This window comes from Propionicimonas paludicola, from assembly GCF_002563675.1.
Classification (GTDB): domain Bacteria; phylum Actinomycetota; class Actinomycetes; order Propionibacteriales; family Propionibacteriaceae; genus Propionicimonas; species Propionicimonas paludicola.
Map to the genome: position 1 here is coordinate 2,143,917 of NZ_PDJC01000001.1, position 26,980 is coordinate 2,170,896.

Annotated in this window: 21 protein-coding genes; 4 read left to right on the plus strand and 17 right to left on the minus strand. The window is 66.4% G+C overall.

The genetic code is table 11. From position 1 onward, the window contains the following. The first annotated feature begins 493 nt into the window (after positions 1-493). From ATK74_RS09970 to ATK74_RS09985, 4 genes are all read left to right on the plus strand, one after another. A complete protein-coding gene (locus ATK74_RS09970) occupies positions 494-2,599 on the plus strand; it encodes a LuxR C-terminal-related transcriptional regulator (protein WP_143483624.1) in 2,106 nt (701 codons plus the stop codon). 248 nt (positions 2,600-2,847) lie between these two features. Further along, on the plus strand, positions 2,848-3,786 hold the full coding sequence (locus ATK74_RS09975; protein ID WP_098460885.1) for a glycosyltransferase family 2 protein: 939 nt from the start codon (positions 2,848-2,850) through the stop codon (positions 3,784-3,786). A gap of 220 nt (positions 3,787-4,006) precedes the next feature. After that, complete coding sequence (locus ATK74_RS09980; protein ID WP_098460886.1) at positions 4,007-4,627, plus strand: F0F1 ATP synthase subunit B family protein; 621 nt, start codon at positions 4,007-4,009, stop codon at positions 4,625-4,627. Positions 4,628-4,848: 221 nt separating this feature from the next. Further along, on the plus strand, positions 4,849-6,129 hold the full coding sequence (locus ATK74_RS09985; protein WP_169923809.1) for a Coenzyme F420 hydrogenase/dehydrogenase, beta subunit C-terminal domain: 1,281 nt from the start codon (positions 4,849-4,851) through the stop codon (positions 6,127-6,129). Here the strand turns inward: ATK74_RS09985 and ATK74_RS09990 are convergent. The 17 genes from ATK74_RS09990 to ATK74_RS10070 form a co-directional block, all read right to left on the minus strand. Then, a complete protein-coding gene (locus ATK74_RS09990) occupies positions 6,119-7,273 on the minus strand; it encodes a polysaccharide pyruvyl transferase family protein (RefSeq protein WP_098460888.1) in 1,155 nt (384 codons plus the stop codon). The genes ATK74_RS09985 and ATK74_RS09990 overlap by 11 nt on opposite strands. A gap of 86 nt (positions 7,274-7,359) precedes the next feature. After that, positions 7,360-8,856 (minus strand): lipopolysaccharide biosynthesis protein, encoded by a 1,497-nt coding sequence (locus ATK74_RS09995; protein WP_098460889.1) that lies wholly within the window; start codon positions 8,854-8,856, stop codon positions 7,360-7,362. Continuing rightward, positions 8,853-9,929, minus strand: a complete 1,077-nt coding sequence (locus ATK74_RS10000; protein WP_143483627.1) for a glycosyltransferase family 4 protein — start codon at positions 9,927-9,929, stop codon at positions 8,853-8,855. The genes ATK74_RS09995 and ATK74_RS10000 overlap by 4 nt, the downstream gene beginning before the upstream one ends. After that, positions 9,926-10,828 (minus strand): glycosyltransferase family 2 protein, encoded by a 903-nt coding sequence (locus ATK74_RS10005; RefSeq protein WP_098460891.1) that lies wholly within the window; start codon positions 10,826-10,828, stop codon positions 9,926-9,928. The genes ATK74_RS10000 and ATK74_RS10005 overlap by 4 nt, the downstream gene beginning before the upstream one ends. A 1-nt stretch (position 10,829) precedes the next feature. Next, on the minus strand, positions 10,830-12,110 hold the full coding sequence (locus ATK74_RS10010; RefSeq protein ID WP_098460892.1) for a hypothetical protein: 1,281 nt from the start codon (positions 12,108-12,110) through the stop codon (positions 10,830-10,832). Continuing rightward, a complete protein-coding gene (locus ATK74_RS10015; protein WP_342745450.1) occupies positions 12,094-13,356 on the minus strand; it encodes a glycosyltransferase family 4 protein in 1,263 nt (420 codons plus the stop codon). Before ATK74_RS10015 ends, ATK74_RS10010 begins: the two co-directional genes overlap by 17 nt. After that, complete coding sequence (locus ATK74_RS10020) at positions 13,292-14,359, minus strand: glycosyltransferase (RefSeq protein ID WP_169923811.1); 1,068 nt, start codon at positions 14,357-14,359, stop codon at positions 13,292-13,294. The genes ATK74_RS10015 and ATK74_RS10020 overlap by 65 nt, the downstream gene beginning before the upstream one ends. Before the next feature lie 94 nt (positions 14,360-14,453). Continuing rightward, positions 14,454-15,563 (minus strand): glycosyltransferase family 4 protein, encoded by a 1,110-nt coding sequence (locus ATK74_RS10025; protein WP_098460895.1) that lies wholly within the window; start codon positions 15,561-15,563, stop codon positions 14,454-14,456. 2 nt (positions 15,564-15,565) lie between these two features. After that, on the minus strand, positions 15,566-16,216 hold the full coding sequence (locus tag ATK74_RS10030) for a sugar transferase (protein WP_098460896.1): 651 nt from the start codon (positions 16,214-16,216) through the stop codon (positions 15,566-15,568). Then, the gene (locus ATK74_RS10035; RefSeq protein WP_098460897.1) at positions 16,213-16,848 is read right to left on the minus strand and encodes a GNAT family N-acetyltransferase; all 636 of its coding nucleotides are present in this window, start codon (positions 16,846-16,848) and stop codon (positions 16,213-16,215) included. The genes ATK74_RS10030 and ATK74_RS10035 overlap by 4 nt, the downstream gene beginning before the upstream one ends. Beyond that, positions 16,845-18,032, minus strand: coding sequence for a DegT/DnrJ/EryC1/StrS family aminotransferase (locus tag ATK74_RS10040; protein WP_098460898.1), 1,188 nt, complete (start codon positions 18,030-18,032; stop codon positions 16,845-16,847). The genes ATK74_RS10035 and ATK74_RS10040 overlap by 4 nt, the downstream gene beginning before the upstream one ends. Beyond that, positions 18,032-19,849, minus strand: coding sequence for a polysaccharide biosynthesis protein (locus ATK74_RS10045; RefSeq protein WP_211283342.1), 1,818 nt, complete (start codon positions 19,847-19,849; stop codon positions 18,032-18,034). Before ATK74_RS10045 ends, ATK74_RS10040 begins: the two co-directional genes overlap by 1 nt. Positions 19,850-20,143: 294 nt before the next feature. Beyond that, positions 20,144-21,604: a tyrosine-protein kinase domain-containing protein gene (locus tag ATK74_RS10050; protein ID WP_169923813.1), complete on the minus strand. Its 1,461-nt coding sequence runs from the start codon at positions 21,602-21,604 to the stop codon at positions 20,144-20,146. Between the two features lie 253 nt (positions 21,605-21,857). Next, positions 21,858-22,892, minus strand: a complete 1,035-nt coding sequence (locus tag ATK74_RS10055; RefSeq protein WP_098460900.1) for an LCP family protein — start codon at positions 22,890-22,892, stop codon at positions 21,858-21,860. Between the two features lie 117 nt (positions 22,893-23,009). Continuing rightward, on the minus strand, positions 23,010-25,607 hold the full coding sequence (locus tag ATK74_RS10060; RefSeq protein WP_211283343.1) for a sucrose phosphorylase: 2,598 nt from the start codon (positions 25,605-25,607) through the stop codon (positions 23,010-23,012). A 259-nt stretch (positions 25,608-25,866) separates the two neighbouring features. Continuing rightward, the gene (gene trxA / locus ATK74_RS10065; protein ID WP_098460901.1) at positions 25,867-26,229 is read right to left on the minus strand and encodes a thioredoxin; all 363 of its coding nucleotides are present in this window, start codon (positions 26,227-26,229) and stop codon (positions 25,867-25,869) included. A gap of 63 nt (positions 26,230-26,292) precedes the next feature. Beyond that, positions 26,293-26,979, minus strand: a complete 687-nt coding sequence (locus ATK74_RS10070; RefSeq protein ID WP_098460902.1) for a metal-dependent transcriptional regulator — start codon at positions 26,977-26,979, stop codon at positions 26,293-26,295. Between the last annotated feature and the right edge of the window lies 1 nt (position 26,980).

Sequence of the window (26,980 nt, forward strand, 5' to 3'; positions counted from 1 at the left end):
CATGGTTGGCTCCCTCGTGCGTGGTGGTGGCGGTCAGCCGCCGAAGTGACCGAGCCCCTGGTGCACTCATGCGTCACACCTAGAAAAGGGCATATTGAAGCTATCGGCAGCGACACTGCTGTGGGCGGCCAGCTAGGGACCATCCTGTGACCAAATTCGGCAGCCCTCCCATGCAAAAGCGGTGCGACAGGTTCGAATTGCCGACAAATCGGTCGATGAATAGTGACCAAACACGGACCATAAGGGTAGCCAATATACTTAGCACATCCCACAAAGATAGCCGCCACTAGGGAATTCGCATCTGTGTGCTGCACACTGAGAACGCTCTCCCAAGGCAGATCAACATCGGCCCCTACTGATCGCTGCCAGCGGCGTTTCCGCCTCAGGAGCCAACTTGGGTCGCCAACCAGCCAGACCTGTAGCCTTCTGTCCCGGGTAGGCCCGCTCAGCCTCAGGATTCGCGCCGGTCGGGGCTCCCGCCATTAGCCGCCACTTGGCGGCCGAGATACCCGGCGATCTGAGGAGTGCGGACATGGGCGGATTCAACGCTCAACGCTCACCCTCTTCTGACCCCGCCGAATTCCGCGATCATGCGAATAGACACGCTGGCCGCACTGGCGCCGAGCCGATCGCAGAACAGCTGGATCACGCCGCAGCTGGGACCTCCGATCACCGCTGGGCAGAGCTCGGGCTTCCACCATGGATCTCACGAATCTCGCTTTTCGGGTCGATCACCAGCCGCGCTGTCCGGATCGCGGCGGCCAGCGCAGGCGAGCCCCTGCAGACGCCCCGGGTGCGGGACATGTTGCAGCGTCTCGAGGAATCCGGCTTGCTGGTCACCGCGGTTGCCGGGGATCCCATCCGGCGGCTCCGGCCGGGTACTCGGCGGGACATGATCGAGACTCTCGAGCGCGAGCACGGCGATCTGAAAGGTCTGCGCCACGCCCTGCTAAGCGCTGCTGCCCCCCTCAATGCCGACCACTCCCAGCTCATCCCAGAGCAGGGCGAGACCGATGACTGGTCAGTGCTGGAGCAGCTCATCTTGACCTCATCGGCCGAGTTCGAGTGCATCTCTCACGGCGAACTGGCCGGCACGGCGGAAATCCCCCGGATCGAACGCCAGCGGCGTCCGATCCTGAGCATCGCCTTCGCCGTGACGGCCTCACTCGGCATCGAATCAGATCGACTGGATCTCAACCTGCTGACGCGGCTTCTCCTGCGAGACGCCCGCGAGCTCCACGGCAACTGGCGGGAGCATTCCGGCATCGACGCCGCTGTGGTCGGCGGGACGCTGTGGATGATCAGCCAGGCCAGCTCCGATCTCACCGCCTCAAGCCCTCAGCTCGACGATGCGTGGTCCACTCATCAAGAGCTGGAGGCATTGATCCGCGGCGCGAACCGGACCGGCCCACTCCCCTCGGGAGCGTCACTGGCCGTGTTCCATACCCTCTCCGCAGTGGTCTCCGTGCTGCGGGCCGACTGGACCGAAGCGACGCGCCACGCCGAGCCAGCGATGCTGCTGGCGCCTGAGTGCGGGGTAGTGGGCTTCGTCGCCGCCAGCATGCTCTCCGTGGCGAGTTTTTTCGCCGGTTCACCGATCGGCCGCGAACGTAGCGAGCGGTTCTTCCACGTCCACCAGTCCCACAACTGCCGATCGTTGGCCTGGCTACCGAATGTGGCCGCGCTGCCCGGGTTCCTCGGTGCGCTCAACGACCTGGACCGCGCCCGCGCGGAGGCGAACCTGGCGGCTTTCAGCGACTTCGATGCGGCGCGTTGGTTCGACGACTCGCTGCTGCTGCACTGCGCAGCGGCCAAGGCAGGAATCCTGTGGATGGATCCCCAGCGGGCTCTCGCCGCCTTCGACGGAGCGGTGGGCAACCGCTGGGAGTCAGCGACGCCCAGCGGTGGCGCGCAGCTCGAGGTGGGGAAGACCCGCGTCCAACTGCTGCTCAACCTGCGCGACTTCGACCAAGCCGCGCAGCTCCTGGATCGGCTCGAGGAGGCGTACGGCGCGGAGCCGTTGATCTCACTGACCGCGAGGCTGCATCTGGGCCGCGGAGATGCTCAAGCCGCATTGAGTCTGATCGACGATGGCCTGAACGCGTCCGGCAACCCTGCACGCCAGGCCAGCCTGCTGGCGATGAAGGCTGCCGCACTACTCATGGGCAACAGCAGCGACGCCGCGGTCGACCGAATGATCACCGCTGCGTGCGTCGTGTGCGAAGAAACCAGGAGCCTGTTGCCGTTCGTCCTGCTCCCGCTCCCGCTGTTGACCGACCTGCTCGCGGTCCACGGCCCACACCCGGACGGCCACCCGTGCTTCCTGAAACGGAACCTCGGTCCCGCGAAGCTCGCTACGCTGCAACCGGCCTATCTCGGGATCGGACAACCGATCCGGCTGACCCCTCGGGAGCGCACTCTGCTGCCTCTGCTGGCCACTCCGGACACTCTGGGCGAGATCGCCGACCAGCTGTACGTCTCGATCAACACCGTGCGCAAGCAGGTGGCCACGCTGCGCGAGAAGCTCGGCGCAAAGGACCGGCGCGAGCTCATCGCCAGGGCCGCCGAACTGCGGCTGCTACCCGAGAGTTCGGTCTAGGTCCGGCCTCGATCCTCGTCGGGTAACCGAGAGCCTCCTGCGGCGGCGTCCGGCCAGTTGAGCCCTCGGCGAGGGATTCTGTGCACCATCACGGTGCCAAACCTGGCTTCACAAGTATCGATGCGCGCCACTTCGGATCGAATTCGATGGCATCCCACGATGCGGCTGGGCATCCGGTTCTGCTGAACGAGTTCTTGACGTTCGGAACGGGTATCGGGCTGCGCAGACGACATCACCAGGAGCGATGCATGCCCGGAGCACAACCGCGAGTCGGCGCGATCGTAGTCACCCACCAGTCGGCGCCTTCGATCGCGGACTGCCTCACGAGCATCCTCGCCGACGAGGCGGTTGCTGCCGTCGTGGTGATCGACAATGCCGGAGACGAGGCAACCCGGACAGTCGTGACAGAGGTCGGCCTGCGCGACTCTCGGGTCTGCCACTTCGACCCGCACAAGAACCTGGGACTGGCCGGAGGCTGCAACCTCGGCGCCGCCCTGCTTCCTGACGTCGACTTCATCTGTCTGGTCAACCCACGGCTGAAGCTGCGCCGCGGGCTGTCTGAGTTGTGCGCGGATGCGCCGGCGACCTCGGCAGTGTGGGCCGGTGCGGTGATCAGCGACCAACGACAAGGAATGGCCAATGTGCGCCAGACCGCGACTGTGCACAGAGAGCTGTCCAGGATCCTGCACGGCGAGCGCAGCTACGCAGCTCAGGTCCGGGGCGGCTCGGACGGCCCGGTGAAAGTCGAGCGGCTGAGCGGGGACCTGTTGTGCCTGCGGCGGACCACTTTCGAGGCATTGGGCGGGTTCGACGAGAGCCTCGAGCTCCACTTCGAGGATGACGACCTGTGCCGGCGGGCGCAGCGACAAGGCGGGGTCTGGTTGTTGCCGGTCGAGGCGGGCCGACTGATCCCGCGGCCCGGGGGGTCGACACCGTCCGTCCAGGACCGTCAGGCTCGCGCCGTGAGCCGCGTCCGCTACCTTCGCAAGGTCCGTGGAGACTGCCCAGCGACGTCCGCAGTGGCCAGGCTGCTGGCCATGCTCGACGCCGTGGCCCGAGCCGTCACACCCGGTGTGGGCTGGAAGGCGAGCCGGCAGGTCTTGGGCGTCGAGCTGGCCGAGATCCGGCTGCCGGAGTCGCAGTGGGTCCTGCGGTGGCCGGGAGGCCGCCCTCCGGCGGGCCGGTGACCAGACCCTGACCAACTCGGGCGGGCACAGTCACGGAGGTGGACCAGCAGCCGGACCAAGTCCACGACCACCGCTCGAATCAGCTCTGCGCCAATTGCGGGCATCCCCCGCTCATCGCCGCAATCGCCGAGCACAGTGTTGCCTCGGAGCTTCAGCCATCAGTCGACGGCCGAAACTAACGGACGAGTCCGCGCTACCGACCAACCCGTAAGGATCGATGATGTCCAACTCACTTCAAGAGCGTCGAGCTTCGCTGGTGTCCGTCGGTGGCACGTCGACGGAGGAGTCACGGTCAGGTCGGCAGCGGGTCGCCGACCAGGTGGACGGCCCGGAGATGCGCAGAATCCTGCTGGCCGACGCCTCCGACCAGGCCACGCTGCTCCTGGCTCGGACCGCAGCCTTGACCGACGAGCTCGCCATCCAGGCGCATGCCGAGGCCTACAAGATCGAGAAGACGGCCCGGGACCGCGCCCAGCGAATCGTCGAAGATGCCCGCGCCGAGCGGGAGCGCCTGCTGTCCAGCGCCCGCCAGCGGGCCAGCCAAATCGAGTCGGAGGTGTCCAGCACGCTCGATGACTTGCAGTACTTGGACGCCGTGCGCAGCGGGCAGTTCGCCGAGCATCTAGGCAGCCAGCGTGCCGCCCACCTGGCCGAGTTCGTCGAGTTCCTGACCCGGGCCGCTGCTGAGTTGGAGCGGCTCCGGTCGGTCGCCACCGCGGAGTTGTCACGCTCGGGGACCAACGCCGACGACCCCGACCAGTCAACTCGGGAGCTCCGAGCGAGCGGGCCGGCGGCCGACCACCGGGCGCTGGGTCTCCGGCCGACTTCCGCAGCCGGCTGAGCGGGCGCCCGGACCGCAGCGACGCGCGCAAAGGTGACCATGTGCGTGGGTAAGTTTCGTGCCTGGCTCCGTTCGGTAATGCAGCGAAACCGTCGGTCAGCGATGCTGACGAGGTGACCCATCGGATAGAAGAGACGCTGGACCGAGGCATCTGCGTCGGCTGCGGAGCCTGCGAAGTCGCATCGGGGGGCGCGGTGAGGGTGACCCTGGGTGACCTTCGGATGTACCGAGCAGAGTTGGGTGACGCGACGCAGGACCAGATCCGCGCAGCAAGCAGGGTGTGCCCGTTCTCCGACGAGGCCCCCAGCGAAGACAGCCTCGGCGCCGCCAGCTCGGAAGCCCCGGCCCAACACCACGCCCTGCTCGGCCAGTACAGCGCAATCTTCGCGGGCCGAGTGAGCGACCCCGGCTACACCCTCGCCAGCAGCTCCGGTGGGCTCGCCTCGTGGTTCGCCCAACGGCTGATTGACAGCGGACGTGTGGCCGGCGTGATCAGCGTTGGGCATGCCGACGACGGCCCCGGCATCTACGCCTACCAGATCACGGCCGACCCGGCGTCGCCTACCTCGCGCAAGTCCGCGTACTACGCGTCCACGATGAGCGAGGTCCTCTCCCGCGTGGAGAACCTGGACGGACAGTTCGCGCTGGTCGGGCTGCCCTGCTTCATCAAAGCGGCGCGCGCCTTGTGCGTGGAACGGCCGGCCCTGGCCCAGAAGCTGACAGTCTTCGTCGGCCTCGTGTGTGGCCACTACAAGACCCAGGCCTTCGCCGAGTCTCTGGCTTGGCAGATCGGGGTGCCGCCTCAAGAACTGGAGGACATCGACTTCCGGGTGAAGCGGCCCGACCGTCCCGCCAGTGATTACGACTTCGGGGCCAAACGCGCCGGCGAAACCGACTGGCACTTCGGCCAGGTACGTTCGCTGGTGGGCGGTAGTTGGGGACATGGCCTGTTCCAGCCGGAGTGCTGCAACTTCTGCGATGACGTGGTGGCCGAGACCGCAAGCATCAGCTTCGGCGACGCGTGGCTGCCCCGATTCACGGCCAACTCGAACGGCACCAACGTTGTGATCTGTCGGGATCCATCACTGCAGAGTTACTTCGACGATGCCGCAGCGACCGGCGAGATCGGGATCGAGAGCCTCAGCGCCGACGACGCCGCGCTGACTCAGGCCGGAGGCTTCCGGCATCGCCGCGAGGGCCTGGCCGTGCGACTGGCCGACGATCTAGCCGCGGGACTATCAGTCCCCCAGAAGCGAGTGTCGCCCGACGCATCGGCGGTGTCGAAACGACGGGTTCGGCTGATCAGGCAGCGCCGACGACTCTCCGCCGACAGCCATGCGGCATTTGCCGCGGCGAGAGCGACCGGCGACCTTTCCGGCTACCTTCGCACGACAATGGCCGGGATCACCCGCTACCAACGGCTGGACACCTCCCTGGGTCGACGGATCATCCGTCGCCTCCAGTACACTGTCCGGCTGGTCGCCGACCGGTTCAGCTCCTGAACCGAGAGGCGCCGTCCACGTCCAGCGAGCGACTCAGGAAGTCCCAACTCGTCGCGCGCTGATCGGCGATCGCTGCCCGGACGCCGTCCCACGCAATCGGCTCACCGAGGTCCGGAAGCGGGTCGCCTTCACAGATCAGGCGCGATCTCAGGCCGACTCGGCCCAGCAGCGACTCGAAGCGGGTCAGGCCTCGGTCGACATTGCCGATCGCAAGGAACTGCTTGCCGAACAGTAGCGAGAGGACGACGCCATGGAAGGAGTCCGTGACCACGAACTCCGCGCGGGTAAAGCCGGAGAGCCAGGTCTCCATGGACGGTCGCTGCCAGCGCTGAGGTTCTGCTCGATAGTCGCGAGCTGATCGCACCTCCGGCGGCGCCGCCACCATGACCGGCAGGTCCAGCCGAGCGGCTGCCTCGGCGATCAGTGCACCCTTGGCCGCGCTGTCGTCCAGCACGTAGGTGAGCAGGCCCGTCCCCGCACGTTCCTCCGCACCGATGAGGTCGAGATAGTGATCGGCCGGCAGCAGCAGGACCGGATCGATGACCCACTGCGCCCTCACACCCCACAGGTCCTGGCACAGCTGAACCCCGGACTCCTCGCGCACCGAGACGGCAGCGAACCTGCGGATCAGCGGCCCCCGTGCCTCGAGCCGGCCGCGCTCGCCCTCTTCAAGGGTGTCGACTCCGAAGGAGACCCCATAGGCCACCCGGCGGGGAGCGGGGTCATCTCCGAGGAAGTCGAGGCAGAGCGAGTCCAGCCAGGGGTTCGGACGCCAGACCTGGTCGCTGCCGACGATGTACTGTCCGACGCCGTCGAGCCGGGCCGGAACCGGCTGGCTGCCGAGCCGATACAGGCTGACCGTGCGAAGCTTCGACGCCACGAAGGGGTCCAGGGCGGCATGCACCTTACGCAGCGCAGCTCCGTCTGTTAGCGGCGGGCCGCCGATACGTGAGACGGCCCGCTGCGCCAGCTGGGCGAGCGCGTGCTGGCGGCTTGCGATCGGCGTCGACTCGTCGGTCGCCGCCTCGATGCCCAGACTTCGGACAGCGGTCTGCAAGGCATAGGCCTGCAGGACCCCGCCGTAGTTGCCGCCGTGCAGAGAGGTGGTCCGGATGATCGCCTGGAGAGGCCGGTCAGGATGCATGGCTTCGCTCCAGGGGTGAGATGGTGGCGGTGGACGGGCTGGCCTGGCCGCCACCACGACGGCCCGAGCGGGCGGGCGGGCGACTGTCACCTGCCGGCAGCATTGCCCAATCCCATCATCCGGCTGACATCGTAGACCGCGGTCCGCAGAGTGGCTCGACCTGAGGTCGTCACCGCAATGAAGCCCAGGTACAGCGCGGCAGCGGCGCCGATCGAGATCAGTGCCAGCGCATGATCGGCAAGCGCGGCCCCCACGACGAACTGGAAGAGCCGGACCAGCACGTAGCTGGCCAGGGCCGGCACCAGGATGGCCGCTCCGTTGCGCAGGAACGCCGACGCAGTCAGCCCAGCCTTTCGGTCCAGCCACCAGACGTTCAGTGGCCAGCTCAACATCAGCGAGACGGTGAACGCCCAGGCAACCGCTTCTGCACCGAAGCTGGATGCGATCACGATCATCACGATCGTCGCGGTCTTGGTGACCAGGTTGTAGCGGAGCAGCTCGCGGCTCTCACACAGCACTACGAATGACCACAAACTCACATTCGACAGCGCCCAGAAGCAGCCACCAGCCGCGAGCGCATTGAAGATGGGGATGCTGGGTGCCCATTGGTTGCCCAGCACCCACGGGATCAGCCACTGGCTGGCGGTGGCCAGGGTCATGAAGACCCCGACGAGGACGAGCGCGAGTAACGACTGAGCGCGCAGCAGCAGTGGCTGGACGCTGCGACGCTCCGCCACCGAGCCTTGCAGGGTCGGGATGGCAACCTCGGACAGTGGGGCCACCAGTCGCGAGATCGGGCTCATCAGCAGCTGGAAGGCACGGTTGTAGAAGCCCAACTCGACAGCCCCCAACCGTGCGCCGATCATCACCGTGTCGATGTTGGATGAGGCGAAGGTGAGCAGGTTGGCGATGCCGAAGTTCACGCCGTTCCGGACGAGGGCAAAAGTCCCCTGCCGCCGCTGCGGCCACTGCGGACGCCAGCCGGCAAGGACCCACCGGGCAACCAGCTGAACAGCAGCGCCCAGCAGCGCCTGGACGACCAGCGCACGGTACCCCATCCCGAAGGCTGCACAGGCGATCCCGGCGGCATAAGCGGCGGTCTGCGCGGTCACATCGGTCACAGCCAACGCCAGGAAGCGCATGCTCTTGACCAGCCCCACCTGGATCTGCGCCTGCATCCCGTTGAGCACAGAGACTGCGGCCATCACCGGCAGGATCTCCTGCAACCGCGGCTCGGCATAGAGGAGAGCGATCAATGGCCCGCAGACCACCAGAACCCCGGCGACAAGCAGCCCGAGAGCCGTGTTGGCCCAAAACAGGTTGCTGGCCTGCGGATGGGTGAGCTCGGATCGCTGCAGAGCCGCGGTCGGCAGTCCGAAGTCTCGTAACAGCTCTCCCAGCGAGACGAACACCGCCACCATCGCGAACAACCCGAAGTCGGCCGGGGACAACAGCCGGGACAGCACCACCGTCCCGACCACCTGAAGGATGATCTTCGCGCCCTGGCCGGCGATGCTGATCCCACCGCCGCGCACTCCACGCCTGGCTGCGCTGGAGGCCATGTCCGCCGAGGCCGCCTTCATCGACCCAGAATCAGGTCGGTGAAGCTCTCCGCGGCCCGCTGCGGCGTGTAGGCCTGCAGTTCGGCGCGTCCCTGAAGTGCTCGGAGCCGGGCCGCTTCAGGGTCGTCCATCAGCGTGCGCACCGCGTCCACCGTGACCTCCACGTCGGGAGTTCCGGTGAACACCACGAAGGACTGGCCGTAACTGTCCACTCCGCCGTTGTTGGTCGAGACCACTGCCGAGCCGCAGAGGGTTGCCTCCACCGGGGTCAGGCCGAAGCCCTCCTGTTCGCTGACGCAGAAGAACACCCGCGAGCGCTGATAGATGCTCACCAGCAACTCCCGGCTCGGGTTCTGGTGGAACAGCACGCGCTCGTCCAGCTCAGCAGGACGATCACAGGTGCCGAAGGCCATCGCCGGCACCTGCGCCTCGGCCAGCCGGTTCAGGACCTGGATCGCCACATCGGTGCGCTTACGCGGGATCCCCGGCGAGAGCAGGGCACAGGCGTAGCTCCGCGCCGGGCCGAACTCACCGAGCGGGAAGCCATCCGCGTCCACAGCATTCATGACCAGCTCGCAGGGCTCGCCGACATCCAGGCAGTAGTCGCGAATCCACGGGGCCACCGCGATCTTGCGCAGCGGCAGCCGCATCGTCTGCTTCAGGTAGGGCTCCCCCACCCCCCAGTCTTCGATCGCCTGCAGGAAATACCAGCCGGAGCAGCCAGTCCGGCGGGCCGCGTCCGTGACAAACTCTGCGGTCTCGACCGCAGTCGCGATCAGCACATCGGCGGGAGAGAGTCGCAGCCGGCGCAGGTGAGCCAGCGAACCATGACACTGAACCCGCTGATCCAGGCTCTCCCACGGCCGGAACCGGGCAAGGCCGGTCCTGCCGAGGGCTCGATAGGCGCTGTGAATGGCGTGCTTGATCGCGACGGTGGACAGCTGCTTGCCCGGATAACTCAGCCGGAGCTGGTCATAGTAGATATGCACTTCGACGCCGTTGATGGCGCTGAGGTAGTTCGCATACTGGTGGACGATTGCGTACCCGCCGACCGGGCTAGTGGCATAGCCCGGCAAGACGAAGACCACTCTCACCGCTGCCCCCGATCTGCGATCCGCTGGACGACCACTGCCGGGCCGGCTGCCAGCAAGCGGACACCGATAAGTGCTCCGGCGAGCTGCCCACGGTTACCCGCAAGGAGCGGGTACAGCACCGTCGACAGTACGGCCTCGGCTCGCCAGCGCCACTTGCTCGGGCCGCGCCGCTGACCGGCGATCAACAAGGCATTTCGCGCCATGAAGGCACCACCCAGGGCGCCGGCCGTGGAGCCGGTGGTCGCACCGACCTCATGATCGACAAGGCACTCTCGGACCAACACTGCACGGGCGGCGGGGGTGCGCAACTGCCACTCCAACTCCTCCTTATAGAGGAACAGGTTCTCGTCGAACCGGCCGCGGGTCAGGATGGCGCTGACCGGAATCAGCATGCTCGCACCGTTGATCCAGTCGGTCGTCACTACTCCGCCTCGCGGAAGAGTGTCGATCGGCACCCCGAAGTGAAGGTGCCAGGGTCGGCCTGTGCGCCAGTTGAAGCCGCCGCCGCCGTAGTAGCAGTGCCCCCCACTGGACACATACGAGCCGACGATGTCGGCCTCTGGGTGCGCGGCGAGTGCCTGGGCGAAGTGCTGCAATGCATCCTCCGCCACGGTGACGTCGTTGTTCAGCACCCAGAGGTAGTCGAAGCCACCCTCATGTGCGGCATCGGCGGCCAGGTTCACCGCGCCGGCGTAACCGAGGTTCCGCCCCGGCCGGAGGACCCGATAGTCACCGGTGTCGTCGAGTGGCCAGTTGCCGGAGTTGTCGATCAGGAAGAGCGCCCCGAACCCCGGGTCCAGGGCGCGGCACGACGCCAACGCCTGCACCGATCGTTCCGGATCGCCGTAATGCACGACGAACACCGCCACAGAAAGACCGAACTGCCGATCCTTCGCCATCTCAGACCACCCCCGATGTCAGCTGGAACTCAGTCGCCGCCGGCACAGCCGGTTCATCGCGCGATCGGAACCGACCTCCGCAGTCCAGGATGAACGCCAGTAGAAGCCACAGCGGCAGCAGCGCCAGGTAGCCGGTGGTGGCACCTACGCTGACCAGCCAGGCAACCAGTGCGATCCGAGCCGAGCTCGTCTCGGCTCGACGCCAGGCCATCACGACCAGCGCCACCACACCAACAGCCACGATGAGTCCGCCCTCCAGCCACCAGCTCATCAGGATCGAAACCACGGCGGAGATGCCGTGATTGCTGCTCCCGAGGGCAGCCACCCCTTGGCCTGGGCCGAACCCGGCCAGCAGCCGGGGAAAGCTCTCCATCGGGAGTTGCAGTGCCGAGACCAGCGCCTCGTAGCGGTACTGGGTCGAAGCGTCCCCTCCGCTGCTCAAGCGACCAGAGGACGGAACCAGGCTGACGCCCCAAATCACGGCTCCCAGCGCAGCCACCGCCCCCAGCGCCATGGCGCTGCGGTATCTGCTGAACAGGAGCACAGCGGCGTATCCGGCCATGACCACGACGACGTAGACCGAGGTGCTGAGAACCACCGCAACTCCCGCGGCGAAGGCCCCGACCAGCGAGATGACGCGGTATCTCCCTTTGGCATCGACCGCATTGCCGAGCAACACGATGCCCCATGGCCCCAGACAGGCCGACATGGCCGACGGCTCCGGGAACACCCCACCGGGCCGGGCGACGTATGCGGTGTAGACGTCGGTGATCGACTGCAGATCGGCGAAGCTCGGGTTGTGGAAGTACTCGATGAACGGGAACACCCCGCGGCCGAACTCGATGATCTGGTAGATGGCTAGGGCCAGGTTGATCATCATCGCGATCGCCACCGGGAACGGCAGCCAGTCCTTGACGAAGCTGCGTAGGAGATCTCCGAACACCGGCAGCGCCAGCAGCGTCACTGCAGTCACGATGAACGTGCGGAATGCGGTGTCCGGGCTCTCGAGCTGATTGGCGAAGGCAGCCAGGCCATAGGCCAGCAGGATCGGACCCACCAGCCAGAAGTAGGCCACGGCCGACCTTGTCTTGATGACGTGCGGGAGCCGCACCACCAGCAGCAGCAAGCAGACCAGCTGTGCGGCTTGGAAGCCCCAACTGTTGCCAAGGGAGAACACCGCCGGGTACGGGAAGAACGCGAGAAAGACCAAGCCACAGGCCCAAACCGAGGCGTACTCGTCGCCGATCCGGCGCCCGGACCGCTGGTCAGGCAGATCGGGCATGGTTGGCTCTCTCGTAGACCTCGACGGTGGACGCGGCGACGGCATCGATGGATAGCTTGGCCAACGCGTCGGTGAAGCCCTGTTCATATGCGTGGTGTTGTTGACGCAGACCGGCCTTGTGCATGGTCAGGGCGAGCCCTTCGGCGAGGTCGGGGGCGATCTCGCCGACGCCGTACTTCTTGACCGGCTCGGCCAAACCGCCGATATCGGTGACCACGATCGGCCGGCGGTGCGCAATCGCTAGATGGGTCACGCCGCTCTGAGCCGCGAACCCCTGATACGGCGCCACCAGCACCCTGTGCGCGGCGAACAGCGGCGCTACCTCTTCGTCGACGAGGTAGCCCGGTCGGAAGTCGCAGCGAGTAAGTCCGAGGTCTTCAATCCGTCGCTGAATGTCGTCGACCATCTTCTGCGAGCCACCCCCGGCCACAGTGGCGGTCGGGTTGTCCAGCGCCGCCAAGGCGTTCAAGAAATGCAGAATGCCTTTGTTCTCCCGCAGCACGCCGAAGAAGAGGTAGTCGCTGGGCTGGTCCGGTTCAGGGGACGGCGCGACCGGCCAGATCGGATGCGGGACCACCGCGACCTGCGCACTCGGCAGGATCTGGAGCAACTGTGACCGAAGCGTCTCGGTGTGCACGATGAGCTGGTCGGCGCGCGCCCAGGCCGCCACGGCGTCCCGCTGCCGCAGCCGGGCCAGCAGGTCCGTCTCGTGTGGCTGGACGTTGTGCACGGTGACCACCGTCCGGTATCCGGCGCGTCGCGCCACGTCCACTGCGGCCGCGCCGAGAAAGGTCGGGAACTCCTGGAAGTGGATGACCCCAGGCCCGGACTCCTGCGCATCACGGCCTAGGAGCGCCTTCAGCTGTCGCAGGTGTCGGCCGTAGACCAGCTGCCGGTCGACGATGCGTGCGATGCCATGGGCGCCTTCGTCGATCGGCGACAACACCGGGAGGGTGGTGACCCCGTCGGCCGGCTCGGCACCACTGGCGCAGACCACGGCCATCCGGGTGTGGTCGCCGAGGCCCCGTGCCAACTCACAGGAGTAGCGCCAGTGGCCTCCGCTGCGCGTATGCAGGTACATCAACGCTCTCATCTGCGACTCCTGGGTCGTCACGACGCATCGGCTCTCGTCGAGCAGCCTGCGGCTACCGTGACATCGGCGTGCGCACAGCGCCGGCCAGTCACCGACGGCTCCCGCCGCCACACCGGCCGGGAGTGGCCCGCTGGTAGAGCTTGTCGATCGCATCGCGGTATCCGGCCTCGTCACTGAGCTGATGGAAGCGCTCGGTGGCGGCGGACGCCGTACGCGCTCGCAGGCCTTCATCGCCGATCAGACAAACCAGGGCATCCACGAGCGCGTCGTCCTCACTCTCCAGGTAACCGGTGACCGCAGGAGCGACCAGATCCCGCATCCCGTCCACCGGGGTGCTGACAATGGGCAGGCCCAGGTACATGGCCTCGAGTGCCGCGATCGGCCGACCCTCGAAGCGCGAGCACATCAGCATCGCCTTGCTTTCCTTCATGATCTGATAGGGCGCATTGAGGAAGCCGAGATAGCTGGTTCGATCGTGCACCCCCATCTCCTGGGACACCGCCTGCATCTGTGCGAGTAGTGGCCCATCCCCGACCACCCCGAACCTGGCCTCGTCGAGCCGCTGCAGTACGGCACAGGCGACCCGCGCCACCCTCACCGGGTCCTTCTGGTCGGTGATCCTGCCAACGAACAACACGTCGAATCCGCCACCGGACTGCGCGGTTCCGGTGAGGGTATCGATCCGCTTCGCGCTCACCACATTGGGCAGCACCGTCGTCCGTTCCGCGAGCACCCGACGAAGCGCATAGCCATCGAAGCACGCCTGATCGACCATCACGACAGCGGCGGCCCGTCGTGCGGCCAAGGCATAGACCACCGCCTTTGGACCCAGAGTGCGCATGTCATCGCTGTTGACGTGCAGGTGGGAGATGAACGGCACGCCCGTCCCGGCGGCCGCGGCAAGCGCGGTTGCCCGGACGTCGTGGGCGTGGATCAGGTCGGGCCGAAACTGCCGAACGACCTGCCGCAGACCTCGGACGGTCAGACCGCTGATCGGGATGAAGTCGATACCGCGATCCTGGAGCGCTTCGCGCACCGGACCCTCCGGCGAGCAGTAGGCGAACTCGTGTTCCTCGGCCAGCATCAGGCAGATGTCCGCGGCAACGTTCTCCGCCCCGGACAAGGCCGGGCTGGAGAGCAGCTGTAGCACCCTCATCTGATCGTCCCTCCTCGCAGGCATGACTCGCCCTCGCTGCGCCGACCGCCCGGGGCTGCGCCCATCGGGTAGCCCTGCGGGAGCCGAACGGATGTCACGAGGTCACCTTCCGGTACACCTGACGCATCTCCTCGGCCACCGCGTCCAGGTCAAAGGAACCGGCCAACTCCAGGCTCCGGGCACCGAGGGCGGCCCGGTAGTCCGAGTCCTGCGCGAGTTCATCAAGGAGACGGGCCAGGCCGCGAGGCTCGGCCGGGTCAAAGAGCCAGCCGTTGCCGCCTTCGGCGACCAGGTCGCGGTGCCCGCGAATGTCCGAACAGAGCACCGGAAGCCCGGCGAACATCGCCTCGATAACTGAGATCGGCAGCCCTTCCTGCCGTGACGACGCCACGTACACATCGGCGGCCGCGCAGACTCGCTCGATGTCCGAGCGGTAGCCGAGAAAGTGCACCCGCTGGTCGACGTGAAGCTCGGCAGCGAGTTCTCGCAGGCCGGCCTCCTCGGCCCCCACCCCGCATAGCAGCAAGTGGGCAGGCGCCTCGGCCAGGGCTAGGCCTCGCAAGGTGGCAGCGTGGTTCTTGCGGCGGCTCAACTCACCGACACTGGCTGCCACGAAGGTGTCGTCCGAAATCCCCAGCTCGCGGCGGACGTCGTCCCGGGCTTGCCGGCTCGGCCCGAACCGGCCGCGGTCGACGCCCACGCCGGGAATCAACACCGTCGCGCCAGCATGCAGTCGCTGCGCTGCCCGATAGTCCTCATCGTTGATCGTGATCAGCAGGTCTGTGGCGAACGACGCCAGCCACTCGACCGGATAGAAGGTCGCCCAGCTCCGCGCGCCGGAACCCCGGAAGAAGTGGAAGCCGTGCGCGGTGTAGACCACCTTCGGCACGCCGGCCAGCCGCGCCGCAAGACGTCCGACCACCCCACCGACTGGGGAGTGGCAGTGCACCAGGTCCGGCTTCAGGCGGGTCATCAGGCGGACCAGTTCGATCAGGGCGATCAGATTCTTCGGTGACAGCGGACCGCGCTCGAACCGAATGTGGTGCGTAGTGATGTCGACCGCGTCGAGGCGTCGCCGATCCTCATTGGCCAGGTTGGCTGCTCCATGGATCTCGTAGCCAAGTTCCTTCAGAACCCGGATGTTGGCCGCCTCAAACAGAAAGAACTGGCGACCGACAGTGGACACAATCAGGGCACGCTTCATCGTCAGTTCTCACTCTCCAGGATCGCGTCGGCGGGCAGCGCTGCCGGCCTCAGCACGACCAGGACGGTCTGGATCAGGATCCGCCAGTCGCCCAACATCGAGCGGCTACGGACGTAGTCGGCGTAGGCCCGTGCCTTACGCGGCAGAAGCCAGGAGACATAGGCCTCGGCCGGGTCGTCGAACCGACTGAGGATCTCCTCCTCGTTTCTGAGCAGGGCGGTCGCCGGATCGGTGATGCCGGGACGCACCGAGACAATCGCCTCAGCCAACTCGCTGGGCCACTGGGCGGCCATCTCCGGCACCTCAGGACGCGGCCCGACCAGGCTCATCTCGCCCTTCAGCACATTCACCAGTTGAGGCAACTCGTCAATCTTGGTCGCCCGGAGGACGCGACCGACGCCGGTCACCCGTCGATCCCCCGCGACTGTGACCAGGGATCCGCCCACGCTCGCCCGCATGGTACGGAACTTGTGGAGCCGAAACTCGGTTCCGTATCGGCCGGTTCGTACTTGGCTGAAGATGATCGGGCCCGGCGAACTCAGCGCAACCGCCACCGCGGCCACCAGCAAGATCGGCGACACTACGATCAACCCCACCGCAGAAAGCAGCACATCGCGAGCACGAAAGACCGCCTCGCTGCCAGATCTGGTCACCGCATCGTCCTCGCAGCGTCCCGGTCGTTCACCTCGGACAGCCGCCGACAGTAGCGGTTCATCCGCCTGCCTCGGCTGGTCACGAAGTCGTCCAGGAGCTCCCAGCCACAGCGCAGGTAGAACTGGTTGACGGCCTCGTTATCGACGGCATCAGTAGTCAGGAAGGCGACGCTGGCACCCCGGCTCTTCGCCTCCAGCTCCCACACTGCGAGCAGGCTGCGACCGATCCCCCCGCCACGCAGGTCGGGATCCACGCAGATCGAACTGAGCAGTCCGCCCTCGCTCTGGGCTGGTCCGTCTCCGCGGTAGCGCACCGCTGCGAAGAGGCGTCCGGCGATGCTCGGCCGTCGCAGCACCGCCAGTGCACTGACCATCATGAATGGGAACAGCCTGCGCAGGAGTAGGCGACGGAAGAAGCGCTCCGGTCGGGTGGTGCCCACTACGGCGCCGACGATCCGTCCGTGCTTGTTGCGGGCGACGACGACGGCCGCGGTGGGATCACCCACGAAGCCTCGGTAGAACTGCTCTAGGAAGCCCACTCCGAGACTGGACAGGAAGAAGGTGGGGAAGGCGCGCCGATGCAACTCGGCCAGCTCCCGAGTGTCGGCCTTCTTGATCCCGGTCTCGATCACTGCGCTCCCGCGGTGCCGAGGAGCACCTCACGGGTCGCCGCGATCACGCGCTGGACGTCGTGATCGGTCATCGAGGAGAAGATCGGCAGGCTAACAACCCTGCCGAACGCCTCGGTCGCCACCGGGAAGTGTTCCGGAGCCAGGTGGTATGTGTCTCGCCAGTAGGGGTGCAGATGGAGCGGGATGAAGTGGACGCTCGTGCCCACTCCGCGCTCGACCAATGCTTCGATGAACCCATCGCGCGATATCGGCGCGTCGCTGCCCAATCGGATCGAGTACACATGCCAGGCATGGCCGTTCGCCTCCACCGGGCCCTGCGGCAAGGTCAGCGGGAGCCCGGCCAGGCCGTAGTTGTAGCGGTCGGCGATGCTCTTGCGAGCCGATGCCATCTCCCGCGCCCGGCGCAACTGCACGCGTCCCATGGCAGCAGCGAGGTCGGTCAAGTTGTACTTAAACCCCGGCGCAACCACCTCGTAGTGCCAGCTGGGCTTGGTCGAGGTGTACCTGTCGAAGACGTCACGACTAATGCCGTGCAGCCGCATGGTCCGGGCTCGCTTGGCCAGCTCCGGTCGACTGGTGACCAGCATTCCGCCCTCGCCGGTCGTGATGGTCTTGGTCGAGTAGAAGGAGAAGATCACAGCATCGCTGGCACTGTCTCCGACCAGGCGTGACTCGGAGTAGACCGGGAAGGCGTGCGCGGCATCTTCGACGACCCGCAGATCGTGAGCAGCAGCGAAGTCCGCCAGCGTCGTCCGCGAGACCGGAAGGCCGGAGAAGTGGACCGGGATGATGGCTCTAGTTCGGGGTGTGACTGCCCGAGCGGCCGCCTCGAAGTCGAGGTTGAGCGAGCCCGGCTCGACGTCGACCAGCACCGGCGTGGCGCCCAGATAGCGGACGACCTCGGCAGTCGCGGTGAACGTCCAGGTGGGTACCAGGACCTCATCGCCGGGACCGATGCCAAGCGCCTCCAGGGCCAGATGGAGTCCAGCCGTGGCGGAGTTCACCGCGACGGCATGAAGATCCGGTCCGAGGAAGTCCGCGAACTCCCGCTCGAAGGCCGCCGCACTCGGCCCCGTGGTGATCCAGCCCGATCGCAGAGCTGTCGTGACGGCTTCGACCTCGTCCTCTGTGATGTCGGGCCGAGCAAAGGGAAGGAACTCCTCGGCGACTTCGGTCGGGGTCATCAGACTGCTTCCTTCAACTCGGAGGGCTGCCGTAGATCGACGATCACTCGCTCACTCTGCGTGCCCCAGGCCTCCTGGATGCGGCCCCAATCCAGGTCACCCGGATCAACAGGATCCACAGTGGTGTGGGAGATCTTCGGATGGATTCGGCGCTCGTCGAGCTCGCCGTCGGCGTAGAGCACCTCGTGCAGCTTCTCGCCGGGGCGCAGGCCGGTGAACACGATCTCCACGTCGCCGCGCCCGGACATCGCCACCATCCTGCGTGCGACGTCGAGGATCCGCACCGGCTCACCCATGTCGAGGACCAGGACCTCCCCGGGCTTGCCGATCGCACCGGCCTGAATCACCAGCTGGCAAGCCTCCGGGATTGTCATGAAGAACCTGGTCACATCAGGATGAGTGACCGTCAGCGGCCCACCGGCCTCGATCATCTTGGTGAACAGCGGCAGCATCGAGCCACGCGATCCGAGAACGTTCCCGAAACGCACCGACAAGTAGGTGAGCCCGGTGCGCTGTGCCGCATGGGCGGTGAGCCGCTCGGCCAGCCGCTTGGAGTGACCGAGGACGCTGGTGGGATCGGCTGCCTTGTCAGTGGAGATGTTCACGAATGTCTGTACCCCGGCGCGCCGGGCGGCCTCCAGCACATTGCTGGTGCCCAAGACATTGGTCTTCCACGCCTCCTTCGGGTACTGCTGCAGCATCGGAAGGTGCTTCAGCGCCGCCGCGTGGAAGACGACCTCGGGTCGACGTTCGTCGAAGATTCGGAACAGCGCCTCCTGATCGCGAATGTCGGCCAGCACCACTTCTTGCCCGGTCAGCAGCCCATTGCCGCAGATCGCCAGGTCGGTGGACTGCAGGCCTGTCTCATCACGGTCCAAGAGGATCAGCTCCGACGGCCCGAACTTGTGAATCTGCACGCAGAGCTCACTGCCGATTGACCCGCCGGCGCCGGTGACCAACACCCGCCTCCCGGTGAGATAGCTGGCGATCGACATCAGGTCGGTGTCCACCGGACGCCGCCCGAGAATGTCCTCGATGGAGAGGTCCCGCAGATCTCCGACCTGAGGGTCTCCGGCCAGCACCCGATTCAGCGGGGGAAGAACCTTGACCTTGATCCCCAACGGCGCAGCCAAGGCGTTGACCCTGGTCAGCAGCGTGGAATCGGCCTCGGCGATGGCCACCACCAAGACTCGAGAGCCGGTGCTCTCTGCGACCCGTCCGAGGTCCTGCAGGCCGCCGAGCACATCGACATTCCGGACTCGCGCATGGCGTCGGCTCGGGTCGTCATCCAGCAACCCGACCGGCCGATAGGGCGAGCTGGCGTCGGTGATCATCCGGCTGACCAGGTAGGTGCCCATATCACCGGCACCGAAGATCAGGGCGGGCTCGGTCGCCCGGTCCCCCAGCCGCGCCTCGCGGCTCAGCCGCGCCAGATAGCGAACCGAGAACATGAGCAGCACGGCGATCGGGAGTGCGATCAGCATCGTGCTGCGCGGTGCGTTCAGCGACGGTGCCAGGAGCAGCAGGGCCACGAAGCTCGTCGCTCCGCTGACCAGCGCCGCGTAGGAGAGCGCCCGTACCTCTTCGAAGCAGCCGTACTGGTACCGGCCCTGATAGAGCTTCAGAGCAAGGCCGGTTGCTCCCTGACAGACAGCCGCGAGGGCGGCCAGCCACAGCGTTGCCGGAGTGTCGATCCCCGCGAAGGAGAACTCCAGCCTGAGTACCTGAGCGGCGGCAATGGCCACCACCCAGGCGGATGCGTCGAGAAGCCACTGGCCCAGGTACCGCAGCCCGGGCCGCGCAACAGTGGCCCTCACTGCTGGCTCCACATGGCGGCAAGACGGCAGGGCCCAGCCCCCGACTCCGGCGTGTGAACGCTCAAGATCCCCCACTTCCGTTACGACTCACCCGTTCGTGGCGCGGGCGGATAACCTTCACCGAAGGTGAGTCCGGCTGCCGACAACACGTTGACTATTAGGCACATTGGAGAATTGAGGGACGGCCGGTGGACGCTTGGTGCACCTGCTCACCCCGTAGTTGGTACAGGCCTGGCCAGCCGATTGGCACGGCGAGACCCGAGTCTCGATACGGCGGTCGAGCGCTGTCTCGCGCTAGTCGCCGGAGAGAACTTGGACTGGCGAAATCGGCTCTGCTCGGTGCCCCTCGCGCTTCACCGAGTTGTCCATCGTCAGCACCGAGTCCTTGCTCGCCGTGACATACGAGCGGTAGTTGTAGCGGTAGCTGGCCCGCCCGTACCCGTTCACCTTCTCCGGCAGCTTGTTGATCACGGAGCCGAGCAGGTTCGCGTCCACTGCCCGCAACGAGTTCATTGCGGTCTCCAGCTGATGGCGGGAGACGCACGACGAGCCGACGATCATCAAAGCCCCGCCGACCAGACGCGCGATCACGGCCGCGTCGGTGACCGGCAGCAGTGGCGGCGAGTCGAGAATCACCATGTCGTAGCGATCGACGGCCTCGGCCAGAATGTCTCGCATCGACTGAGAGCCAAGGAGCTCGGACGGGTTCGGCGGGATCTGGCCGCCGGGCAGGACGTGTAGGTTGCCGTTCCCGACCGCTCGAACAGCCTCGGTGAGGCTGGCCTTACCGATGATCACCGCCGTCAGGCCCGGCGAGTCATCCAGGTCGAACAGGCGGTGGACGCTCGGTCGGCGCAGATCGGCGTCGATCACCAGCACCGACTCGCCGGCGTCTGCGAAGGCGGTAGCAAGGTTCAGCACGGTGGTTGTCTTGCCCTCACCGGGAACCGTTGAAGTCACCACCATGGAGCGACCATGGCCGGTGAACTTGAGGAACTGCAGGTTCGTCCGCAACCGCCGGTAGGCCTCGGCTCGAGCCGAATGTGGGTTGGTCTGGAAGACCACCGGGTGACGCTGCGTGTCCTGGTCCAGGTTGATCACGCTGATCACCCCGCTCTTGCCCACCACCGGGACGTCCTGCGGAACCACCACTCGAGTGTCCAACCGGTTTCGCAGCAGCGCCTGGCTGAACCCGATGAGGAGGCCTAACAGGAAGCCGAGCAGGATGTTCTGCACAACCTTCGGCGACTTCCATGACTCCGGTACTCGAGCCCGCTCGACCACCGTCGCCTTGACCGCATCGGTGCTGTTCACTCCTGCGGGCGACAGTTCCGCCACAGCGATGGTGAGCTGATCGGCCACTGCGTTGGCAATGTTGGCGGCGGCGTTCGGGTCGGTGCTGGTCACCTCGAGGTCGATGATGGCCGTGTCGTTGGGTGCGCTGGCACTGACCAGGGTGGCCAGCTCCTGAGAGTCCATCGAGAGGCCCAGACTCTTGATCACCGGGTCTAGGACGATCGGCTTCTGGGCCAGCATGGCGTAGGAGGCGACCTGGTTGCGGGCAAACAGCGAGCCTTGCTGCAGTTCGCCGGCCGAGCCGCCGCTCTCCACGGTCAAGAAGATGGCTGCCGTGGCGCCGTACACCGGCGTCACCAAATAGGACGCGCCCGCTCCCGCCCCAGCACCGAGGATCACGGCGATCACGATGCTCTTCCAGTAGTGGCGGAACAGGTCCAGGTAGGCCTTCAGCTCCACTGCAGCCAACTCTCAGGTCGTCGGGGGTACGGGCGCGCCAGCGCACATGCACCGCCTGAGGCCGACGATCCGTCGTCCCATGCATCGCTAACACGCCAGCGTCGACGGTCAGTCTGATTCACCGCGCAGTAAGCGCCGGTGGTCGTGACGGAAGTCCCGCCGGCTTTGGTGCACCCGGTGGTCACGCCAATGGTCACCAGGTATCGGGGAAACTGGTCAGGTTCAGATGAACCGGGCCCGACCCACCGGACACTCAGGGTGAGTCGGCCTTGGCGACCTCGTCCAGGTACTCGTCGACCGAGTCCGAGTCCAGCGCCTGGATGAGTCGGTCGAGCTTCTTGCGATCCACCAGATCGATCGACTGTCCGGTCGACGAACGCCCGTAGCCCGCGATCGGAACCTGCATGGTCACCACGCTCCTGCCGTCATCGAGGTGCATGCTGCCGGCCAGGTCGATGATCGCCTCATTGGTCAGTGAGGCATCCACCGTGACCAGCCCGCTCAGTTGGTCGAGAACTGCCAGCAACTCCGTCGGGTGCGACAGCGCCTCCTTCGAGAAGAGCTTCGCGGCCAGCGCCTTGAGCACCCGGCGCTGGCGCTCGGCTCGCCCGAGATCACCGCCTGACACGCCATGACGCTGGCGCACAAAGGTGAGCAGGGCGTCCCCGCTGAGCCTGATCGAACCACGGGCGAAGTGGTAGGGACCCACGCTCGAGGCCTCGGAGTTCCAGACGGTGATCTCACCGAGCTTCTCGCTGACCGCGACCAGTCCGTCAAAGTCCAGCCAGGCGGCGTGCTCGATGTGGGTGTCCAGCAACTTCTCGACGGTCCGTACTGCCAGCGGCATGCCGCCGAAGGCGAAGGCGGCGTTGATCTTGTTCTTGCCGTGCCCCGGAATCGGCACATAGAGGTCTCGGGGCAGCGACATCAGGTACACCGAACGTCGATCGGCGGAGATGTGCCCCAGGATCAGAACGTCGCTACGGGAGATCCCGCCGTCCGAGGCATCGGCTCCCGCAACCAGGAAGTTCATCGGGCTGTCCGGGGTGGGCGGCAGCACCGGGATCTCCGGCGTCGGCAACATGTCCGGGTCCCGGGCAATCCCGGACAGCATGCTGGATGCCTTCCAGACCACCGCCCCCGCGCCGAGGCCGACGACCAGCACTGCAGACAGCAGGACGATCAGCAGGATCCGGCGGCGTCGCCGCCGAACCGGGATCGGCTCGACGCGCGCCGGACCGGCTTCGAGATCGCCGAGCAAGACATCCTCCCGAGCAACTCGCCGCATGGGTGAAACCTGAGGCTAGTTGGCGGTCGGAGGTGCCGAAACCTCCAGGTGAACCACGCACAGCACCAAATGCCGAACGAACGGCACCCGGTTTGCTCGGCGGGTGCCGGGGTCGGATCAGCCGAACCAGACCTCATTGCCCGCCGCGTCGACGGCATGGACTCGGAAGCTCTCAGCGGCAAGGTCGGCGCTCAAAGTGGCCGTCGCGCCCTGCCTGCGCCAGGTGATCTCCAGCTGCTCGGAACCGGTCTGACCCACCTCGCAGTCAGCATCGAAGCCGAAGGCCGGGAAGCTGTTGCGGAACTTCAGCAGGTCAAGCTGCGCAGTGACGACTGGACGGTTCAGTCCCTCGGCGATCTGCGCGGCACTCAAGTTCGTCCGGTTGATCTCCTTGTGCCCGCCCTCGCCGGCGCGCTCGACCGCGGCATGGTCGTTCGGCCCGGCGAACAGGTCCAGGTACCAGACCTGGGGCTTGCCGGGCATGAAGAGCTGGATCGCCCGGGCCAGCAACAACCGAGCATCGCTCTCCCCCAGCGCGCTGTAGTAGGTGGCGTTCACCTGGTAATAGATGTTCTTGGCGCCATGCAGGTCCTTCACGTACCCACCGCGGCCCTTCACGGTCTCGATCAGCGACTCGATCCGCGCGGACGGCAGTAGCCCACCCAGATCCAGCAGCGGGATGCCGTCATGGCAGCCGAGCATGTTCACCGTATGGATCCGCTTGCTCAACAGCTCACCGATCCAGCGTTTCAGGGTGCTGGCATCGCGACTCTCGAAGGCGTCGATGAGCAGGCCGGGCAGGAAGAAGTCGTAGGTCAGGAAGCCCTTGCCGGCCAGCAGCTCGTGGATGCCCTCGGCGTAGCTGGCATGGATCTCCGGAAGCAGGATCAGTCCTCGGGCATCGGCCAGCTGCTTGACCTTGGCCAGCACCTCCCAGGTGCCGGGCTCGTTCAGGAAGTTGCGCTGACCAGGGGCCTTGGGGGCGTAGGCGAAGGCGTCCAGCCGGACGATCTTGGCACCGTAGCCGGCCAGCTTGTCCAAGGTGTCGGCGTAGAACTGCCAGACGAGCGGCGAGTTGATGTTCAGGTCCATCTGGCCCAGGTAGCGTCGCCGAGCCTCAACGGCGTCCACCACAGCATCCCGGACGTCCTCGAAGCCGCTGAAGTCCGCATCCCCGGGACGCCCACCTGCGCTCAACGTGGTCGCCAACCGGGCGGCCAGCAGCTCGGCCCGTCCGTACTGCAGGCCGGCGGCGGCCATCAGCTCCTGCGGATCGGGCTGTGAGTAACGGACCTCCTGGTAGAAGGTGTTCCAGTAGGGCACCTCGCGGCCGTCGGGGAACCGGACCATCAGGATCGGCAGCCCCGGTTTGCGGAAGAACATGTCCTTGATCAGGTAGTCGTCGGGCTGCAGGTAGCCACCCTCGGTCAGGTCACCGTGCCCGGCCCAGAACTTGTTCCAGTCGATGAAGAAGTCCACATAGGGCGAACGGTCGCCACGGGCCAGGACGTCCTGGAACTGCGGGGACAACACCGAGGCGTGGTTGAGGATGAAATCGAGCTTCAGGTCGATGCCGGCTTCAGCGAGCGCCGGCAGATCGTCCGGGCCGACCAGGGTCTGGCTGAGCTCGTAATCGATCACCGAGAAGCCGCGGTCCAGATCGGTGTTGAACACGCTCGGCAGCAGGTAGGCCGACTCGAAGGCGCCGGCCACAGCCGGATCGCGAACCACGTCCACCAGTCCGCTCAGCTGACCGGCCAGGCTGTCGGGGTAGGCGTTCAGCATCGGGCCGGCACCGGGCAGGTCAAGGCCCATCGAGGCCTGGTACTCGGCGAAATCGAGCAGCTCACCGGAGCGGGAGACGATGATCTTGGCCCGATGTGCTGCGGCGGCCAGCTTGGCCTGCTCCAGCTCCAGGACCATGGTGGTGAACGGGGAGTCGACGGCACCGTCCCGGCTTCGGGCCCGGCGGTGGGCCAGGGTCTCGGCCGGAGTGCTGTTCAGCAGGATCGGGACGTCCACGCCGACCAGATGATCGGAGTTGCCGTGGGTCCACTCCACCACCATCACCCGAACCGCGGACAGATCTACCCGGTCGTACCAGAGCTGGCCATCGGAGCGTCCCATCCGCTTCAGCATCAGAGTGTCCGCGCCGGCGTGGAAGTCGGCCAGAATCGCGTTCAGCTCGGCGAAGTCGATCTCGGCCGGCGTACCGAGGTAGTCGGCCAGTGCGGCCCGTCCTGCGCGCAGGTAGCCGGCCAGCCAGGGATGCTCGCCGAGCTGGGACGGGTCGGCGTCCGCCCCATCGGCCTGCAACTGGGCGAGCAGGTCGCGGACGTGGCCGTCGTAGCCACCGGCCTCGACCAGGCCACGCAGGCCGGCCGACCGGAACACCCGCAGCCGCTCGGCATCGTTGGCTTCCGGGAATCGGCGCGGATAGTTGTCCCCGGACAGCAGGTAGGAGCCGATGCCGTGCTGAGCCAGGCCATAGGCCAGCAGGGAGCCGGTCTCGGACTTGCCCACGCCCGAGCCGCCGCACACCGAGACGACCGGACGGTGGCCGGCAGCCAGTTCGGGGCTGAGCAGTTCGATCAACCGGGGGAAGATGTGCTCGGCTTTGGCGAGATGGTCGTGGCTGATCTGCACCTTGTCCCCCGGCATGTCGCCGACGGGAATGGCAGACAGGTCGCTGACGACCGGGAAACTGACTGTCATGCGCTCTCCTCGGCCTCCACGCCCGAGCGGAACCCCGGCGGTCCCACGTGGTGGCTAAATCGTTTGACCAGAGAGTACAGGGCGGCCCCCGGCGTGTGCATCTGAGAGGGGCGATGTCCCTTGTCGGACCCCGAGCTCCAGCCGGAAATAGATAGGGTTCCTGCCCGGGGGGATGGGGCAGGAACCCTGCGCGCAACTATAGGGAAGACGTCCCGGCGTTGTCACTCCTATGGGGGACACGCCGAGAATTCGTGCAGACTCAGTGGCCAGCCGCGGTCGCGGCCTCTTCCTTGAGCTTGTCCATGTCGAGTTCCTTGACCTGAGAGATCACATTCTCGAAGGCGGACTTGCTCAGCGCACCGGCCTGGCGGAAGACCAGGTACCCGTCCCGGAAGGCCATCAGGGTCGGGATCGAGCTGATCTCCAGTGCGCCGGCCAGCTCCCCCTCGGCGTCGGTGTCCACCTTGGCGAAGACCGCGTCGGTGTGGTTGTTCGAGGCCGACTCGAAGATCGGGCCGAACATCCGGCACGGCGGGCACCAGGTGGCCCAGAAGTCGATGAAGACAATGCCGGACTCGATGGTCTTGCCGAAATCCGCAGCGGTCAGGGTGATGGTTGCCATGACTTCCTTCAGTAGGTTTCAGTCCTAGACAACGCTGGGAGTTCGGTGGGGTATTCCAGAGGCTCAGTCGACAACGACGAACAGTTGGTCGCCCAGTTCGACCGGAACCAGCACCTGCTCCTGCTCCCCCAGGACGATCTTGCGGCCACGGAGCTGGGCTTGTATCGGGCGCCGCTCGGCCACTCCGAGGGCGGCGAGATGCCCAAGCAACTCGATATCACCCTGGGCCGCCTCACTCATCCGGGCGAAGACCACCTCGTGGACCTCGCCGTCGGCCAGCCGCAGGGAGAGCAGTTCCACGCCGTCCAGGAAGTCTTCCGCCGCGGCCGGAGCACCCAGCTCGGTCAGTCCGGGAATCGGGTTGCCGTAGGGGGAATGCACGGGGTTGTCCAGCAGCCGCAACAGCTGGCGCTCGACCTGGTCGGAGATCACATGCTCCCAGCGGCAGGCTTCCTCGTGGACCAGCCGCCAGTCCAGGCCGATCACATCCACCAGCAGCCGCTCGGCGAGCCGATGCTTGCGCATCACTTGCTCGGCCAGCTGCCGGCCCCGCTCGCTGAGGACCAGATGCCGATCCGGATGCACCGCGACCAGACCGTCGCGTTCCATCCGGGCCACCGTCTGCGAGACCGTCGGGCCGCTCTGTCCCAGCCGCTCAGCGATCCGGGCGCGCAACGGCGGCACGCCTTCCTCACCGAGCTCGTAAATGGTCCGCAGATACATCTCAGTGGTATCGATGAGATCGCTCATC